The following is a 14,413-nucleotide window of genomic DNA, read 5'->3' as shown; positions in this document are numbered from 1 at the left end:
GAGGAGGAGGCCAGATGACGAACCCCGACACCTACGAGATCCACGCGGTCCGCTACGCCACCAGCCCCGACCGCAAGCGGTTCCACAACTGCCTGCACTGCGCGACGGCGGACGTTCACGACGCGATGCCAATGGACTTCTACGTCTGGGTGATCCGCAACGCCGAGCGCACCATTGTCGTCGACACCGGCTCGCGCGAATGGAAGTGCAAGCAGCGCGGCCACGTCTTCATCCGCTCGCCCGTCGAGGGGCTGGCGGCGCTCGATGTCTCGCCGGAGCAGGCCGACGACGTGATCGTGACTCATCTGCACTGGGACCACGCGGGCAACATCGACGCCTTCGACCGTGCACAGGTGCACCTGACCCACGCCGAGATGCGCAACGTCACCAGCCAGGACATGGCCGACCCGACGATCAACGCGTTCTTCCTTGCCGACGACGTCTGCACGGTGGTGCGGCGGCTCTTCGAGGGGCGGGTGAGCTTCAGTTCGGGCGACCGGGATATCGCGCCGGGGGTCAGCGTTCACGAGGTCGGCGGGCATTCCGCCGGCATGCAGGTGGTCCGGGTCTATACCCGGCGGGGCTGGGTCGTGCTCGCGTCGGACGCCACGCATTTCTACGCCAATTACCGCGACCGCAACCCGTTCCCGGTGCTTTTCAACTTCCAGGACATGGTGACCGGCTGGGACCGCTGCCTGGAGCTTGCCGACAGCCCCGACCACGTCGTGCCCGGCCACGATCCGGCGGTGCTCCGCCGCTATCCGCCTGTGTCGGGCACGCTCGACGGCGACGCCGTGCGGCTCGACCTCGACCCGATTTCCGCGTGACCGGAGGATTCCACGCATGAAGATGACTGCCGCCGTCCTGCACGAGCAGGGCCTTCCCGCACCCTACGAAACAAGCAAGCCGCTGGTGATCGAGGACGTGGACCTCGACGGTCCCGGCCCCGGCGAGGTGCTCATCGAGATTGCGGCGGCGGGTCTGTGCCATTCCGACCTGTCCACCATCGAGGGGCTGCGTCCGCGAAAGGTGCCGACGGTGATGGGCCACGAGGCGGCGGGAATCGTGCAAGAGGTCGGCGCAGGCGTCACCCGCCTGAAACCGGGCGACCACGTCGTCGCGGTCTTCGTGTCGAGCTGTGGCGAATGCCGCTACTGCGCCGACAGCCGCCCGAACCTGTGCACCTCGTCGTGGCAGGCGCGGGCCGAGGGCACGCTGAAATCCGGCGCCCGCCGCCTGTCGCGCGGCGGCACGCCGATCCATCACTACACCGGCCTCTCGACCTTCGCTGAATATGCGGTGGTCTCCGAAAACAGCCTCATCGCCATCGACAAGGCCGTGCCGCTCGAGATCGCGGCGCTGTTCGGCTGCGCGGTGGTCACCGGCGTCGGTGCCGTCTTCAACACCGCCCAGATCCGCCCGGGCCGCAGCGCGGCGGTGCTGGGCCTGGGGGGCGTCGGGCTCAACATGCTGCTGGGTCTCGTCGCGGCGGGGGCCTACCCGATCATCGCGGTCGACCTGTCGCCCGAGAAGCTGGAACTCGCCCGGTCCCTTGGTGCCGATCACGGCATCGTCGCGGGAACCGATACCACCGTGCAGGAGGTCCACGACCTGACTGGCGGCGGCGTCGATTTTGCCTTCGAGGCGGCGGGCTCCATCCCCGCGATGGAGGCGGCCTATTCGCTTCTGGGGCGCGGCGGCACGGCGATCAGCAGCGGCCTGCCAGACCCCTCCAAGACCGTCGCCTACAAGCACGCGCCGATGGTGTCGGACGAGAAGTCCGTCCGCGGCAGTTACATGGGAAGTTGCGTCCCCCAGCGCGACATCCCGCTCTTCATGAATCTCTACCTCGCCGGGCGGCTTCCCGTGGACAAGCTGCGCACTGGCGACGTGAGCTTCGACACCCTCAATCGCGGCTTCGACCTGCTCTCGCAGGGCAAGGTCGTGCGGCAGACCCTGCGCCCCCGCGCGGCGGCGTGACACCGGAACAAGACAAACCGAAAGGCCACTGACATGGGCAAGCAATACCCGCTCTTCATCAATAACGAGCACGTCGAGGCCGCGAACCAGGAGAGGTTCCCGGCGATCAACCCCTTCACCGGCAGCGAATGGGCAAGCCTGTCGCAGGCAAGCCCCGACCAGGTGGCCGACGCCATCTCGTCCGCGCGGACGGCCTTTGACAGTCACTGGAGCAAGACCAGCGGCTATGAGCGCGCCAAGCTGATGCACAAGCTGGCCGATCTCATGGACGCGCGCGCCGACGAGATGGGCCGGATGGAGACCACCGACAACGGAAAGGTGATCCGCGAGACGCGCAGCCAGATGGGCTTCGCCGCGCGTGCCTACCGCTTCTTCGCCGGCATGGCCGACAAGCTGACCGGCAACACGATCCCGCTGGATCAGGGCAACGTGTTCGATTTCACCAAGCGCGAGCCGATCGGCGTGGCGGTCCTGATCACTGCGTGGAACTCCCCCATGGGGCTTCTGTCGAACAAGCTCGCCCCTGCGCTTGCGGCGGGCTGCTGTGTGGTCGTGAAGCCTTCCGAGCACGCGTCCGTCACGACGCTCGAGTTTGCGGAGCTGGTCAAGGAAGCCGGCTTCCCGCCGGGCGTCTTCAACGTCGTGACCGGCGACTACCGCACCGGCCAGGCGCTGCTCGCCAGCGGCCGGGTGGACCGCGTCAGTTTCACCGGCAGCCCGGCGGTCGGACGCATCATCGCGGCGGATGCCGGCAAGGCACTGGTGCCGGTGACACTGGAACTGGGCGGCAAGTCCCCGAACATCATCTTCGAGGACGCCGACATCGACAAGGCCACCGTCGGCGCGCTTGCGGGGATCTTCGCGGCGACCGGCCAGACCTGCATCGCGGGCTCGCGGCTCCTGGTACAGCGCGGGGCCTACGACGAGGTCTCGAAGCGGCTCGTGGAACGGGCCAAGCAGATCAAGCTCGGCGATCCCCTGGACACCGCGACCGAGATGGGCACGGCGGCGAACGAGCCGCAATTCAAGCGCATCCTCGAGTGCATCGAGAACGCCAAGACCGAGGGCGCCAACCTTGCCACCGGCGGGCAGGCGGCCAAGGGCGACCACCTGGGCAACGGCTACTTCATCGAGCCGACGATCTTCACGGACGTGAAGAACTCGATGACGCTCGCGCAGGAAGAGGTGTTCGGCCCGGTACTGTCGATCATCCCGTTCGACACCGAGGAAGAGGCGGTCTCGATCGCCAACGACACCAAGTACGGGCTGGCCTCTGGCGTCTGGACGCAGAACCTCAGCCGCGCTTTGCGGATGACCAACGCGATCTCGGCCGGCACGGTCTGGGTGAACACCTACCGCGCGGCCTCGGTCATGGCGCCCTTCGGCGGCTACCGCGACTCGGGCTATGGCAAGGAGCGGGGCGTCGTGGCGCTCGAGGAGTTCCTGCACACGAAGAACGTGATGATCGACTACTCGGACGAAGAGCGCGACCCCTTCGCGATCAAGGTCTGATCGTCAGTCGATACACCGAGACCGGGCGGCGCGGGAGGCGCCGCCCGGAGCCATTCCGGAAGGACTTTGCGTCATGATCACGCCGTCGGTTCAGGACTACATCGAGATCCATCAACTCTACGCCCGCTACGCGCGCGCCATCGACAGTGGCGACGGGGCGGGCTGGGCAAACTGCTACGCCGAAAAGGGCCGCTACCTGTCGTCGACCTTCGGCGAATGCAACGGCCGTACCGAACTCTCGGACTTCGCCGTGGATCACTATGCGCGCTGGATCGACCTCGGCGTGCAGACACGGCACTGGAATAACCAGGTCCTGCTCGAACAGCAGGACGACGGCAGCGTCGCGGGCTCCGTCTACATCCTGCTCTTCGGGGTGAAGGAAGGCGAAGCGCCGCAGGCGCTTCTGCAAAGCGTCTACACCGACCGGCTGGTGCAGGAGGAGGGCCGCTGGGTGCTCGCGCAGCGCCGGTCGGATGCGGATCAGACCCCGGCACCGACGCAGCTCGGCTTCACGAGTTGGGTCTCCGGGGAAGGGAGGGGATGATGACTGTGGAAAGCTACGACCTGATCGTCGCGGGCTGCGGTATCGCCGGTCTCTCGGCGGCCGTGTCTGCGGCCGAGACCGGCGCGCGCGTCGCGGTGCTGGAACGCGCCACGCCGGACGAGCGCGGTGGCAACACCCGCTGGACCGAAGCCTTCATGCGCATGAAGTCCGAGGACGAGGTGTCCGACGACTTCGAAGAGCATTTCATGGCCAATTCCGGCTTCCACCTCGATCCCGGGCTCATTCAGGACACGATGCGCCCGCACGAGGACTGGCCCGGAATTCTCAAGGCGCTGTCGTTCACGGACCCCGAAATCATCGGCACGCTCGCGGCCGAAGCGGGGCCGACACTGTCGTGGCTCAAGAGCTACGGCGTCACCTTCTCGGAGATGCCGAGCTACCTGATCACGCAATCGACCACGCGGATCAGCCCCGTCGGCGGCGGCCAAGCGCTGATTGACGCGCTGGCGGCGGCGGCCGAGGAACTCGGTGTCACGTTCTACTACGAGACGACCGCGCGCGGGCTCGTGACCGATCCCGACACCGGGCAGATCACCGGCCTCCGGGCGCTGTCCGCGTCGCAGGGACCGATCCATTTCAACGGTTGCGTGGTTCTGGCCTGCGGCGGGTTCGAGGGAAACTCCGAGATGCAGGCGCGCTACTACGGCCCTGCCGCGCGGTACATCCGGCCCGTGGCACGCGGCGGCTACTACAACCGCGGCGAGGGCGTTCAGATGGCGCTCGACGCAGGCGCGGCGCCCTGCGGCGACTTCAGCGAGTACCACGCCGAGCCGATCGACCCGCGCTCGGGCGAATCCGAAGCTATCGTCTTCAACTTCCCCTACGGGATCCTCGTCAACCAGTCCGGCAAGCGGTTCGTGGACGAGGCTTCGGACGCGGTGGACGCGATCTACGAGAACATCGCCCGTATCATCAACCGTCTGCCCGGCGGTGTCGCCTACGTTGTGACAGATGCCGGGCTCGACGACGTGCCGAACTGGCAGCGCACCGTCCGGTCGTCGGAAAAGCCCTTCGAAGCGGCGACACTCGACGCGCTGGCCGCGCAGATCGGCGTGCCGGCGGCGGCGCTGGCGGACACGGTCGAGAGCTTCAACGCGGCTTGCGGCGACGGCGACTTCAGCCCGCTGGAACTGGACGGTCTGGCGACCGAGGGCCTCGACCCGCCCAAGTCCAATTGGGCGCGGCCCATCGCGCGCGGTCCGTTCCGCGCCTGGCCGATCAGTTCCGCCAACTGCTTCACCTTCGGCGGGCTGCGCTGCGACACCGCCGCGCGGGTGGTCGACCACGACGGGCGGGCTATCGGGGGACTCTATGCGGCGGGCGAGACCATGGGCCTCTACTACGGCCGCTACACCGGCGCGACCTCGGTTCTGCGTGGCGCCGTCTTCGGCCGCATCGCCGGCAAGGACGCGGTCACGCATCGCAACGACACCCAGCGCGCGGCCTCCTGAGCGGCGCGGAAACGAGGAAAGACATGGCACGGACACCCGACTACTTCAAAGGCAAGACCATCGCGATCACCGGCGCGGCGAGCGGGCTCGGGCGCGCTGCAGCGGTGATTTTCGCGCGCGAGGGCTCCAACGTGATCTGCGGCGACATCGACGAGGCGGGGCTCGCCAAGACCGTCGAGATGGTCGAGGCCGAGGGAGGCGCAGCCGTCACGACGCGGTGCGATGTGATGAAGCGCGCCGACGTTCGCACCTTCGTCGACGCAGGCATGGAGCGTTTCGGGCGCATCGACTTCCTGTTCAACTCCGCCGGCTCCGCGCTCAAGCGCTGCGGCTTTCTCGAGGTAGACGACGCGCTCTATGACGCCTCGTTCGACCTGAACGTACGCGGCACGTTTTACGGGATGCAGGAGGTGCTGCCGCACATGATCGCGGCCGGGGGCGGCACCATCATCAACGTCGCGAGCATGGCGCACAAGCGCGGCGGACCGGGGACCTCTGTGCACTACGCCGCGGCGAAGGGGGCGGTGGTCACCATGTCGCTGGGAGTCGCGCGGGAATTCGCGGACCGCAACATCCGCTGCATCCCGATCGCTCCCGCGGCGGTGAACACGCAGTTCCAGGCGTCCTCGGGCACGAGCGAGGAGATGTCGCGCGCGCTGACCGAGGCGATCCCCATGAAGCGCAACGCCGAGGCCGACGAGCTTGGCGAGCTGGTGCTCTTCCTGTGTTCGGACGCTTGCCAGTTCATGACCGCGGACCCGGTCTACGTCAGCGGCGGAGGCGGCTTCCGCTGACCCCAGGCCCGTCCCGAAGCTTACGGGCGCCGGGGCGACCTGTGCTGCGCCGGCGCACCCGGGCGCGTCTCAGCGCCCGAGGACCTCGGGATTGGCGACGTTGATCGGCGCTCCCTCGGCGAAGGCGTTCACCTGGTCGTAGATGTCGTGGTAATGCACATCGAGTTCTTCCTCGGTAACGTAGCCGATGTGCGGCGTGGGGATGACGCGCGGGTGCCCCAGGAGCGGGTGGTTCGGATCCGTCACCGGCTCTTCGTCAAAGACATCCAGGGCCGCGCAGCCCGGCCGCCCCGCGTCCAGCGCCTCCTTCAGCGCACCCGGTGCGAACAGCCCGTCGCGTGAGGTGTTCACGATGATCGCGTCGGGCTTCATCTGCATCAGGTCGTCCTTCGTGACGACGCTCTGCGTGCCCGGCTTCAGCCTCAGGTGCAGAGAGATCGCATCGCACCCGGAAAAGAACGCCTCGCGGTTTTTGGCCACCGGTTCGCCGTCGGCGCGGGCGCGTTCGCGGCCCGCCTCCGAGCTCCACCAGACCACGTTCATGCCGAAGGCGCGAGCGTAGCCCGCAACCGCCCGGCCGATCCGCCCGTAGCCGTAGATCCCGAGCGTGCGGCCCGACAGGGTCTTGCCGACGCCGATCTGCCAGCGGCCTTCGCGCGCCGCCGCGGTCTGGGCCGGAAGCTGCCGCGCGGCGTTCAGCAGCAGCGCGAAGGTCAGTTCCGCCGCCGCCGCGCAGTGGCTGTCGCTGTGCAGGTTGGAGCTGAGCACGATGCCGCGCCGGGTCAGGGCCTCCACGTCAACATGCGGCCAGACGCTGCGCTGGCTGACGAGCTTCAGGTTCGGCAGGCGCGCCACCAGGCTGTCCGTTACCTTCGTGCGTTCGCGCATCAGCACCAAGACCTCGGCGTCCGCGACCCGCTCAACCAGCTCGTCCTCGGAGCCGGCGCGGTCGGTCCAGACGGTCACGTCGTGCCCGGCCATCTTTTCGTAGCTGGGCAGGCCGCGCAGCGTATCGAACCAGTCGTCGAGGATATGGACTCGCATGATCAGGTCTCCAGTTTTTTCACGCCGAGCAGGCGCGCGACTAGCGGCGCGCCTGCGATCACGATCAGCAGGCGCAGCAGATGGTGCGCCACGATACAGCCGAGGTCGGCGCCGGCGATGATCGCAAGCACCGTCATCTCGGAATGGCCGCCCCGCACTAGGGCAACAAAACCCTCCACGGGGTCGGTGAAGCCCGCCTGCATAACGACCTCGATCATGGAGGCGGCGAGGCAAGCGAGAATCAATACCTAGAAGATGCCCGACAGGACGTCGCGGAGCAATTCCCGCGGTATGGTGCCGACGCCGCCGATGTTCGCGCTGATGAGGAACTGCGCGATGTTCACCGCCTCGGCGTGGGGGCTCGAGGATGCTGGTCTGCGCCAGCACCGTCAAACGATCAGCAGCCCGAGGGTCGAGGCGCCGAATGACCGATACGTTCGCCGCCCTTGATGCCGACGACGGTCGCCCGAGGGCAACGGTGTATTGCAAAACAACTTGCATAACACTTTGCTGACGTTTCTCCATTAAAAATGTATTAAAACCAATGTTTTATACGTCAGTCGCATGGCGCTGTGACGGACACCTCCTCCGCCATCAGCCTAAAGCATTTATACTGCTGATAAGATATGTGCTTTGAGGTTGATCTGCGCCTCTTAATGCCCCCCCCTCGGATGGAGGCGTGCCGAACGTCTCGCTCTCGGAACGCAAGTAGGCCAAGGAACGTTGCAACCTTCGGGCAGGTCGTAGTGCTCCGCTAATCGCGACTGGATCAGACGGTGCGCAACCGGCCTTCCTTGCATTTCAGAACATCAATCCTGGCGACTTGTCGCGACGCGGCCCCGGCCGAAGATGCCGGAGCATCGCTGGACGGCACGATGCGGGCGGTGCTGAACAGCGGCATGCTGGATGACGACCACCCCGTCGATCTTGCCCGTTCCCTCGTTGCCCTTGCCGAAGCCAATCTACCGCTTGCGCGTTTGTGCGAAGGTCATGTGAACGCCCGTCAGCTGGTCGAGCGTCATGCCCCCGGCTCCGCACCGGCGGGGGCGATCCTCGGTGTATGGGGGGCGGACGGCGATCCTCCGGTGACCCTGAGCGATGCCGTTCTGTCAGGACGCAAGCGATATGCGTCGGGCCTCGGGATCGTCACGGACGCGCTGGTGACGGTACTCCACGATGGCGCATGCCGCCTGGCACTGGTCGACGTGACCGATCCTGCCCGGCATCATCCCGAAACCTGGGACATGCTCGGCATGCGAGCGACGGTGTCGGGCGACGTCGATCTAGCAGGTCTGGCGCCAACATGGATCGGCGAGGCGGGCGCTTATCACATCGAGCCGAGCTTCGTGGGCGGTGTCTGGCGCATCGCCGCGCTTCAGCTGGGGGGCACGTTCGGTCTGATCGGCGCCGCGCGGGATTACCTCTCCGCTTTGAACCGGCTGGAGACAGAGGCTCAGATCTCCCGGCTGACCCCACTTCTGGGGAGGTCGCTGGCCGCGTTCGGATTGATCGAAAAAGCTGCGCAAGTTGCTCAGGGGCCGTCGGGCAGCAATGACCCGGAGCGTGCGGTGGCCTTGTCGATCCAGGCCCGATTGCTGACCGAAGAGCTTGCGCAGGACACCATTGCCGCGGTGGAAAGGAGCGTCGGGCTCGCGCATTTCGCGCGCGGTTCGGACACGGGGCGGATCGCGCGCGATCTGGCGACCTATTGTCGTCAGGTCGCTCGAGACGCGATGGAGCAACGTTCCGGACGGATCCTCCTTGCGCGGAAGGGACCGCTGTCGGACGTCTGGCATGGATGACGCGGTCGATCTGTCGGGTGACACGCCGTGCTTGATCCTCGCCCCCCACGCGGACGACGAGGTGTTGGGATGCGGTGCGCTGCTGGCCGATCGCTGGCAGAGCGGAAAACCCGCCCACGTGGTCTGCCTGACCGACGGGGCGGCCTCGCATCCGAGGAGCGCGCTTGATCTCACCGAACTCCGCGCCCGCGAGCTGGCCGACGCCGTATCGATCCTTGGTGGCGATCCGAGGACGGATCTGACCTGCCTGCGCTATCCCGATGCGGCCCTGCACGACGTGCCCCGGGACATTGTCATCCGGGCATTTGAAGCCCTGATCCAAGGGCTTGGCTGCCGCATTCTCATTGCCCCATCGCCCCTTGATCCCCATTGCGACCATGTCACGACGGCCGCCATCGCCGAGATCCTTCGCGCACGACATCCGCAGCTGCATCTGCTGTATTATCCGATCTGGTCGCGCTGGCTCGGGCGCGGACAGGCCCCCAGGGTTCCTGGCACCCGGCGCATCACCTACCCAGTGGACGCGGCCTTGAAGTCACGCGCAATCGCAGCCCATGCCAGCCAGCAGGGCCACGTGATCTTCGATGATCCGGACGGTTTCACGATGCCTGCCGGCTTTGCCGAGATGTTCGCCCAGGGTCCCGAAATCTACGATGAGCGAAGCGGATAGCGCCATGGCCGTCACTCTTTCGCATCTCGAAAATCTGTATGCCCAATCGGACGATCCGTGGAACTTCCGCTCGTCGACATATGAACAGAGGCGGTTCGAGGCGACGCTCGCCGCGTTGCCACTCGCCCGCTACGCTCATACCCTCGAGATCGGTTGCGGCAACGGGGAACTGGCCCGCAGGCTGATCCAGCGCAGCGCGGCCTATACCGGGATCGATGCCGTGAAGAGCGCGCTGGAGACCGCCCGCGTCTCCGTGCCGGAAGGCACCTTCCTCGAGGCGTTCCTGCCCTGCGATCTGCCGCCGGGCCCGTTTGATCTGATCGTGCTTTCGGAAATTCTCTACTTCCTCGATCCGGCCGGACTGACGCTCCTTGCCGAACAGCTGGACCGGCGCTGGCCTTGCGCCGAGGTGCTTGCTGTCACGTGGCTCGGGCCGTCCGGAAACCCGCTCGAGGGGTGTGACGCCTTGCAGCGCTTCGCCGCCGCGACGCTCCGCCCCATGGTCCCGGCGCAACCCGGCGATCCTCGGCATCGGATCGACCTTTTCGGGCCGCTGGAAAGGCGCGCGCCATGACGTCGCTGCACCTGCCGCCCGGTTGGGGCGCCAGCGGCCTGATCGTGGCCATACCGGCGCGGAACGAAGCCTCGCGCTTGCCGTTCGCCCTGTCCGCACTGTGTCGCGGTACGAATGTGGACGTCATCGTCATTGCCAACGGCTGCACGGACGACACAGTCCGGATCGCACATGCCTTCACCGACCTGCCGGTCGCCGTGCTGGATGCCGGAAACCTTCCGAACGGCGTCGGCGAAGCCCGTCGGCTGGGAATGGAGGTGGCGCTCAAAGCGGCCCCGAGGGCTTCGATCCTCGCCACCACGGACGCCGACTGTACCGTAATGCCCGGCTGGGCGCAGTGTGTCCGGAAAGGACTGCAGGTGGCGGACGTCGTTTGCGGCAGGGTCGTGCCGGACCCGGCCGAATTCGCGCGACTGCCCGACATGGTGCAGCATCATGGCATGTTGGAAGACGCGGTTGCCGCCCTGCAGGCCGAGCTCGACGGCCTGCAAGCGCCCAGCCCTCACGATCCCCTTCCGCGACATGGACAGACGCCTGGGGCGAGCCTTGCCTTCCGCACGGGGACCTACCTGTCCGCAGGTGGCTTCAGCGCCATTCCCTGCCACGAGGATCGCAAGATCATTACGCGGATCGAAGCCTTGGGGGGGCGGATCGCACGGCCCTGGAATCTTGTCGTCACGGCGTCGTGCCGCCTGACGGGGCGAGCGCCGGGAGGGATGGCCGCGACCATCCTTGCTCGTGCCGCCGATCCAGCACAACTCGCCCGCGAAATCACGCAAATGCGCGGGTTGAGGGATCAGCTGCACGTTGCGATCGCAAGGCTGCAGAGCCAGGAGGGCGGCGGCGGAAAAAGTGAGGTATGTGCGATACCCGCCCCGAACTGAGGGATGCGCCAAAGTCGGCGCCACGCAGGACCGGTTGATGTTGGCTAGACGTTATGTTCGGCCGTTTTGTTGGACTTGCGATCGCAAACCCAGGCAGGCTTCGCGTCACAAAGCCCTTCGACAAGGCTTCAGGTGTTTTCCCAGCTCTTCGCGCCCGTCATGTATGCGACTGCATCCGAGGGTGTGCAGTCCCCCGGGTCGAGAACGCAGAGACGCCTTCCCAGGCGATGAACGTGAATTCTGTCTGCGACCTCGAACACATGTGGCATCGAGTGGCTGATCAGGATGATCGAGATCCCCCGATCGCGAATGTCCTTTATGATCTGCAGGACCTGACGGGATTCCTTCACCCCGAGCGCCGCGGTGGGTTCGTCCAGGATGATGACGCTGGAGCCGAAAGCTGCGGCCCTGGCCACGGCCACGCCCTGCCGCTGGCCTCCCGAGAGCGTCTCGACGGGCTGGCGAATGTCCTGGATGGTCAGCAGGCCGAGCTCGCGGAGCTCCCGGCGGGCGGCTTCGTCCATCCGCTCCTGATCGAGCATTCGCAGAACGGAGCCGAGGGGCCCCCGCCGACGCAGCTCGCGTCCCATGAAGATGTTTTCCGTGATCGAGAGCGAAGGCGAGAGCGCGAGGTCCTGATATACGGTCTCGATCCCCAGCGCCCGCGCAGCTTGTGTGTTCGGCAGGCGGATCGGCTTGCCGTCGAGGGTAATCCTGCCGCTGTCGGGCACGATCGCCCCGGAGAGCGCCTTGATCAGGGTGGACTTGCCGGCCCCGTTGTCGCCGATGACGGCGAGAACCTCGCCCCGGCGCAGGTCAAAGTCGACGCCGTCCATCGCGACAACACGGCCGTAAGTCTTGGTGATGCCCTCGGCAGTCATCAGGAAATCGCTGGTCATGCCGCGGCCCTCCGAACGAAGTGATCGAAGGCGACGGCTACGATGATGAGTACGCCGATCAGCAGGTAGGTCCACTGCGGGTCGGTTCCCGCCATGCGAAGGCCCATGGAAAAGGTGCCGACGATCAGCGCTCCGAAGAGGCTGCCGATAACGCTGCCGCGCCCTCCGAAGAGCGAGGTCCCCCCGATGACCACGGCGGTGATCGTCTCGATGTTGGTGAGCTGCCCCGCGGTCGGCGAGACCGACCCCAGCCGGCCGATGAGCGTCCAGCCGGCGAAGCCGCAGATCAGCCCGGATCCCGCATACACCGTGAGAAGGACATTGCGCGAGCGGACCCCCGCGAGCTCGGCCGCCTTGGGGTCGTCACCTACCGCGTAGACGTGCCGGCCCCAGGCGGTGCAAGTCAGAAGGTAGTGCACGACTGCCGCGAGGATCAGCATCGCGATGACGCCGTAGGTGAAGACCGCGCCCCCAACCTCGATGTTGCGGCCGAAGAATTGCAGGATCGGTGCTTGGTCGGCGATGTCCTGGGAGCGGATCGTCTCATTCCGCGAATAGAGGAAGTTGGCCGCAAGCACGATTTGCCACATCCCCAGTGTCACGATGAATGGCGGCAAGCGAACGATGGCCACGAGGATGCCCGAAACCAGCCCGCAGAGCGTGCCGAAGGCCAGGCCGATGACGATCGAGATTTCCGGAGGCAGTCCGTAGCGGAAGGTGCATTGTCCCATGACGACGGAAGAGCAAACCATGATCGCGCCCACCGACAGGTCGATCCCTGCGGTGAGGATCACCAGTGTCTGGGCAATCGCCACGATGCCGACGATCATGACCTGCTGAAGCACCAGTGTCAGTGAGAAGGGAGAAAAGAAGCGCGTCCCAAGAACGAGGCCGAAGACAACAATCGCCGCTGCCAGCACCGCGAGCGGGATGATGGCGGGGTGTGTATGGATGAAGTAGAGCGTCTTCCCGAGCCACCCGCGGCGCTGCGGCTCGAACTGCGCGAAGTCCTCTGACGGCTCCGTCTCCTCCCGGTGCGTTTGATCCATCATCTCTCCCCCCGATACTCTGGCCACGCGGCTCCGCCCGGGTGCGTCCGGGCGGAGCCAGTTTTTTGGCTGGACGTCAGCCCCAGCAGATCTCGCTGGCTTCCTCGGGCGTGATCGACTCGACGCCGTCGGCCTCATTGCCCGTCACGAGGTTGACGCCGGTGTCGTAGAAGTCCTTGCCCTCGGTCGCCTCGATGGGGGCGTCGTCACGGACCGCATCGGCGATCGCCTGGATGCCCTCGGACGCCATGCGCAGCGGGTACTGCTGGGCGGTCGCGTCGATGACGCCGTCCTTGACGTTCTCGATGCCCGGGCAGCCCCCGTCCACCGCGACAACCATCACGTCGTCCTGCCGCCCGAGGGCGCGAAGGGCCTCATAGGCGCCGGCCGCGGCGGGCTCGTTGATCGCATAGACGACATTGATGTTCGGGTCCTGCTGGAGAAGGTTCTCCATGCCGGTGCGTCCGCCTTCCTCGCTGCCTTGCGAGACGTCGTTGCCGGAGATCCGGGGATCCTCCTCGTCGCCCCAGACATTGGGGTCGGCGAGCTCGATGCCGAGACCGTCGAGGAAGCCCTGATTGCGCAAGACACCGACGCTCGACTGGCTGACGAGACCGTTCAGCAGGCCGATCCGTGCATTCTCCAAATCGTCGCCAAGCTGAGCCGCGGTCCACTCGCCGATCGCCTGGCCTGCCGCGAAGTTGTCGGTCGCGAACGTGCCGTCGGCGGCGTCCAGTGGATCAAGTGGCGTATCCAGGGCGATGACGATGATTCCAGCGTCCTGGGCGCGCTTTACGGTCGGAACGATGCCGCGGGTATCCGAGGGCACGAGCAGGATGCCGTCGACCTCGTTGGCGATGCAGGTCTCGATCGCGTCGATCTGGCTTTCACTGTCCCCATCGATGCGGCCGGCATAGGTGTTGAGCTTCACGCCCAGCTCCTCGGCCTTCTGCATCGCACCTTCCTTCATGGCGACGTAGAACGGGTTTGTGTCGGTCTTGGTGATGAGACAGGCGGAGACGTCTTGCTGCTGAGCCGACGCCGCAAACGGTGCCAGCCCGAGCGCAAGGGTCGCGCAGCCGAACAGTTTCATATTGGTCATTTGGATCCTCCCTTCGATGCAGGCCGCGGAATGCGCCCTGTAACGTCCTCGGCGGTAGCCGGCGGCGGGGATCTGGCCTGGATTGGG

Annotated in this window: 15 protein-coding genes; 10 read left to right on the top strand and 5 right to left on the bottom strand. The window is 66.3% G+C overall.

Annotated elements, in window-relative coordinates; all coding sequences use genetic code 11:
• Positions 1 to 14 precede the first annotated feature (14 nt).
• The 6 genes from DQG15_RS06250 to DQG15_RS06225 all read left to right on the top strand — a co-directional run bounded on the left by DQG15_RS06250 (position 15) and on the right by DQG15_RS06225 (position 6,302).
• Positions 15 to 827: an N-acyl homoserine lactonase family protein gene (locus DQG15_RS06250; protein ID WP_116083582.1), complete on the top strand. Its 813-nt coding sequence runs from the start codon at positions 15 to 17 to the stop codon at positions 825 to 827.
• A 16-nt stretch (positions 828 to 843) separates the two neighbouring features.
• Positions 844 to 1,980, top strand: a complete 1,137-nt coding sequence (locus DQG15_RS06245) for a zinc-dependent alcohol dehydrogenase family protein (protein WP_116083580.1) — start codon at positions 844 to 846, stop codon at positions 1,978 to 1,980.
• Positions 1,981 to 2,013: 33 nt separating this feature from the next.
• Positions 2,014 to 3,492, top strand: a complete 1,479-nt coding sequence (locus tag DQG15_RS06240) for an aldehyde dehydrogenase (protein WP_116083578.1) — start codon at positions 2,014 to 2,016, stop codon at positions 3,490 to 3,492.
• A gap of 73 nt (positions 3,493 to 3,565) precedes the next feature.
• Complete coding sequence (locus DQG15_RS06235) at positions 3,566 to 4,036, top strand: nuclear transport factor 2 family protein (RefSeq protein ID WP_116083576.1); 471 nt, start codon at positions 3,566 to 3,568, stop codon at positions 4,034 to 4,036.
• A complete protein-coding gene (locus DQG15_RS06230) occupies positions 4,036 to 5,508 on the top strand; it encodes an FAD-dependent oxidoreductase (RefSeq protein WP_116083575.1) in 1,473 nt (490 codons plus the stop codon). The genes DQG15_RS06235 and DQG15_RS06230 overlap by 1 nt, the downstream gene beginning before the upstream one ends.
• A gap of 23 nt (positions 5,509 to 5,531) precedes the next feature.
• Positions 5,532 to 6,302, top strand: coding sequence for an SDR family NAD(P)-dependent oxidoreductase (locus DQG15_RS06225; RefSeq protein ID WP_116083573.1), 771 nt, complete (start codon positions 5,532 to 5,534; stop codon positions 6,300 to 6,302).
• A gap of 69 nt (positions 6,303 to 6,371) precedes the next feature.
• On the opposite strand, the gene DQG15_RS06220 is transcribed toward DQG15_RS06225, so the two are convergent.
• On the bottom strand, positions 6,372 to 7,346 hold the full coding sequence (locus tag DQG15_RS06220; RefSeq protein WP_116083571.1) for a D-2-hydroxyacid dehydrogenase family protein: 975 nt from the start codon (positions 7,344 to 7,346) through the stop codon (positions 6,372 to 6,374).
• A gap of 2 nt (positions 7,347 to 7,348) precedes the next feature.
• A complete protein-coding gene (locus DQG15_RS06215) occupies positions 7,349 to 7,591 on the bottom strand; it encodes an AbrB family transcriptional regulator (protein WP_255415099.1) in 243 nt (80 codons plus the stop codon).
• Between the two features lie 654 nt (positions 7,592 to 8,245).
• Here DQG15_RS06215 and DQG15_RS06210 point away from each other — a divergent pair.
• Genes DQG15_RS06210 through DQG15_RS06195 form a run of 4 tightly spaced genes read left to right on the top strand, consistent with a single transcriptional unit; the run spans position 8,246 to position 11,276 of the window.
• Positions 8,246 to 9,148 (top strand): acyl-CoA dehydrogenase, encoded by a 903-nt coding sequence (locus DQG15_RS06210; RefSeq protein WP_116083785.1) that lies wholly within the window; start codon positions 8,246 to 8,248, stop codon positions 9,146 to 9,148.
• Complete coding sequence (locus DQG15_RS06205) at positions 9,141 to 9,818, top strand: PIG-L deacetylase family protein (RefSeq protein WP_116083568.1); 678 nt, start codon at positions 9,141 to 9,143, stop codon at positions 9,816 to 9,818. The genes DQG15_RS06210 and DQG15_RS06205 overlap by 8 nt, the downstream gene beginning before the upstream one ends.
• Positions 9,802 to 10,392: a trans-aconitate 2-methyltransferase gene (locus DQG15_RS06200; protein ID WP_232830721.1), complete on the top strand. Its 591-nt coding sequence runs from the start codon at positions 9,802 to 9,804 to the stop codon at positions 10,390 to 10,392. Before DQG15_RS06205 ends, DQG15_RS06200 begins: the two co-directional genes overlap by 17 nt.
• The gene (locus DQG15_RS06195) at positions 10,389 to 11,276 is read left to right on the top strand and encodes a glycosyltransferase family 2 protein (RefSeq protein ID WP_116083565.1); all 888 of its coding nucleotides are present in this window, start codon (positions 10,389 to 10,391) and stop codon (positions 11,274 to 11,276) included. The genes DQG15_RS06200 and DQG15_RS06195 overlap by 4 nt, the downstream gene beginning before the upstream one ends.
• Before the next feature lie 128 nt (positions 11,277 to 11,404).
• Here the strand turns inward: DQG15_RS06195 and DQG15_RS06190 are convergent, their stop codons facing one another.
• From DQG15_RS06190 to DQG15_RS06180, 3 genes are all read right to left on the bottom strand, one after another.
• The gene (locus DQG15_RS06190; RefSeq protein ID WP_116083563.1) at positions 11,405 to 12,175 is read right to left on the bottom strand and encodes an ATP-binding cassette domain-containing protein; all 771 of its coding nucleotides are present in this window, start codon (positions 12,173 to 12,175) and stop codon (positions 11,405 to 11,407) included.
• Positions 12,172 to 13,224, bottom strand: a complete 1,053-nt coding sequence (locus tag DQG15_RS06185; protein WP_232830720.1) for an ABC transporter permease — start codon at positions 13,222 to 13,224, stop codon at positions 12,172 to 12,174. Before DQG15_RS06185 ends, DQG15_RS06190 begins: the two co-directional genes overlap by 4 nt.
• A gap of 76 nt (positions 13,225 to 13,300) precedes the next feature.
• A complete protein-coding gene (locus DQG15_RS06180; protein ID WP_370454160.1) occupies positions 13,301 to 14,326 on the bottom strand; it encodes a substrate-binding domain-containing protein in 1,026 nt (341 codons plus the stop codon).
• Between the last annotated feature and the right edge of the window lie 87 nt (positions 14,327 to 14,413).

Origin of the sequence: Tropicimonas sp. IMCC34011 (assembly GCF_003390865.1) — a bacterium.
Lineage (GTDB): Bacteria > Pseudomonadota > Alphaproteobacteria > Rhodobacterales > Rhodobacteraceae > Tropicimonas_B.
This window is presented reverse-complemented; position numbering and strand designations above follow the sequence as displayed.

Bases quoted from the DNA above. Each gene is read 5' to 3' on its own strand.
- DQG15_RS06250 (WP_116083582.1), top strand. From the start codon at position 15: ATGACGAACCCCGACACCTACGAGATCCACGCGGTCCGCTACGCCACC.
- DQG15_RS06245 (WP_116083580.1), top strand. From the start codon at position 844: ATGAAGATGACTGCCGCCGTCCTGCACGAGCAGGGCCTTCCCGCACCC.
- DQG15_RS06240 (WP_116083578.1), top strand. From the start codon at position 2,014: ATGGGCAAGCAATACCCGCTCTTCATCAATAACGAGCACGTCGAGGCC.
- DQG15_RS06235 (WP_116083576.1), top strand. From the start codon at position 3,566: ATGATCACGCCGTCGGTTCAGGACTACATCGAGATCCATCAACTCTAC.
- DQG15_RS06230 (WP_116083575.1), top strand. From the start codon at position 4,036: ATGACTGTGGAAAGCTACGACCTGATCGTCGCGGGCTGCGGTATCGCC.
- DQG15_RS06225 (WP_116083573.1), top strand. From the start codon at position 5,532: ATGGCACGGACACCCGACTACTTCAAAGGCAAGACCATCGCGATCACC.
- DQG15_RS06220 (WP_116083571.1), bottom strand. From the start codon at position 7,346: ATGCGAGTCCATATCCTCGACGACTGGTTCGATACGCTGCGCGGCCTG.
- DQG15_RS06210 (WP_116083785.1), top strand. From the start codon at position 8,246: ATGCTGGATGACGACCACCCCGTCGATCTTGCCCGTTCCCTCGTTGCC.
- DQG15_RS06205 (WP_116083568.1), top strand. From the start codon at position 9,141: ATGGATGACGCGGTCGATCTGTCGGGTGACACGCCGTGCTTGATCCTC.
- DQG15_RS06200 (WP_232830721.1), top strand. From the start codon at position 9,802: ATGAGCGAAGCGGATAGCGCCATGGCCGTCACTCTTTCGCATCTCGAA.
- DQG15_RS06195 (WP_116083565.1), top strand. From the start codon at position 10,389: ATGACGTCGCTGCACCTGCCGCCCGGTTGGGGCGCCAGCGGCCTGATC.
- DQG15_RS06190 (WP_116083563.1), bottom strand. From the start codon at position 12,175: ATGACCAGCGATTTCCTGATGACTGCCGAGGGCATCACCAAGACTTAC.
- DQG15_RS06185 (WP_232830720.1), bottom strand. From the start codon at position 13,224: ATGGATCAAACGCACCGGGAGGAGACGGAGCCGTCAGAGGACTTCGCG.
- DQG15_RS06180 (WP_370454160.1), bottom strand. From the start codon at position 14,326: ATGACCAATATGAAACTGTTCGGCTGCGCGACCCTTGCGCTCGGGCTG.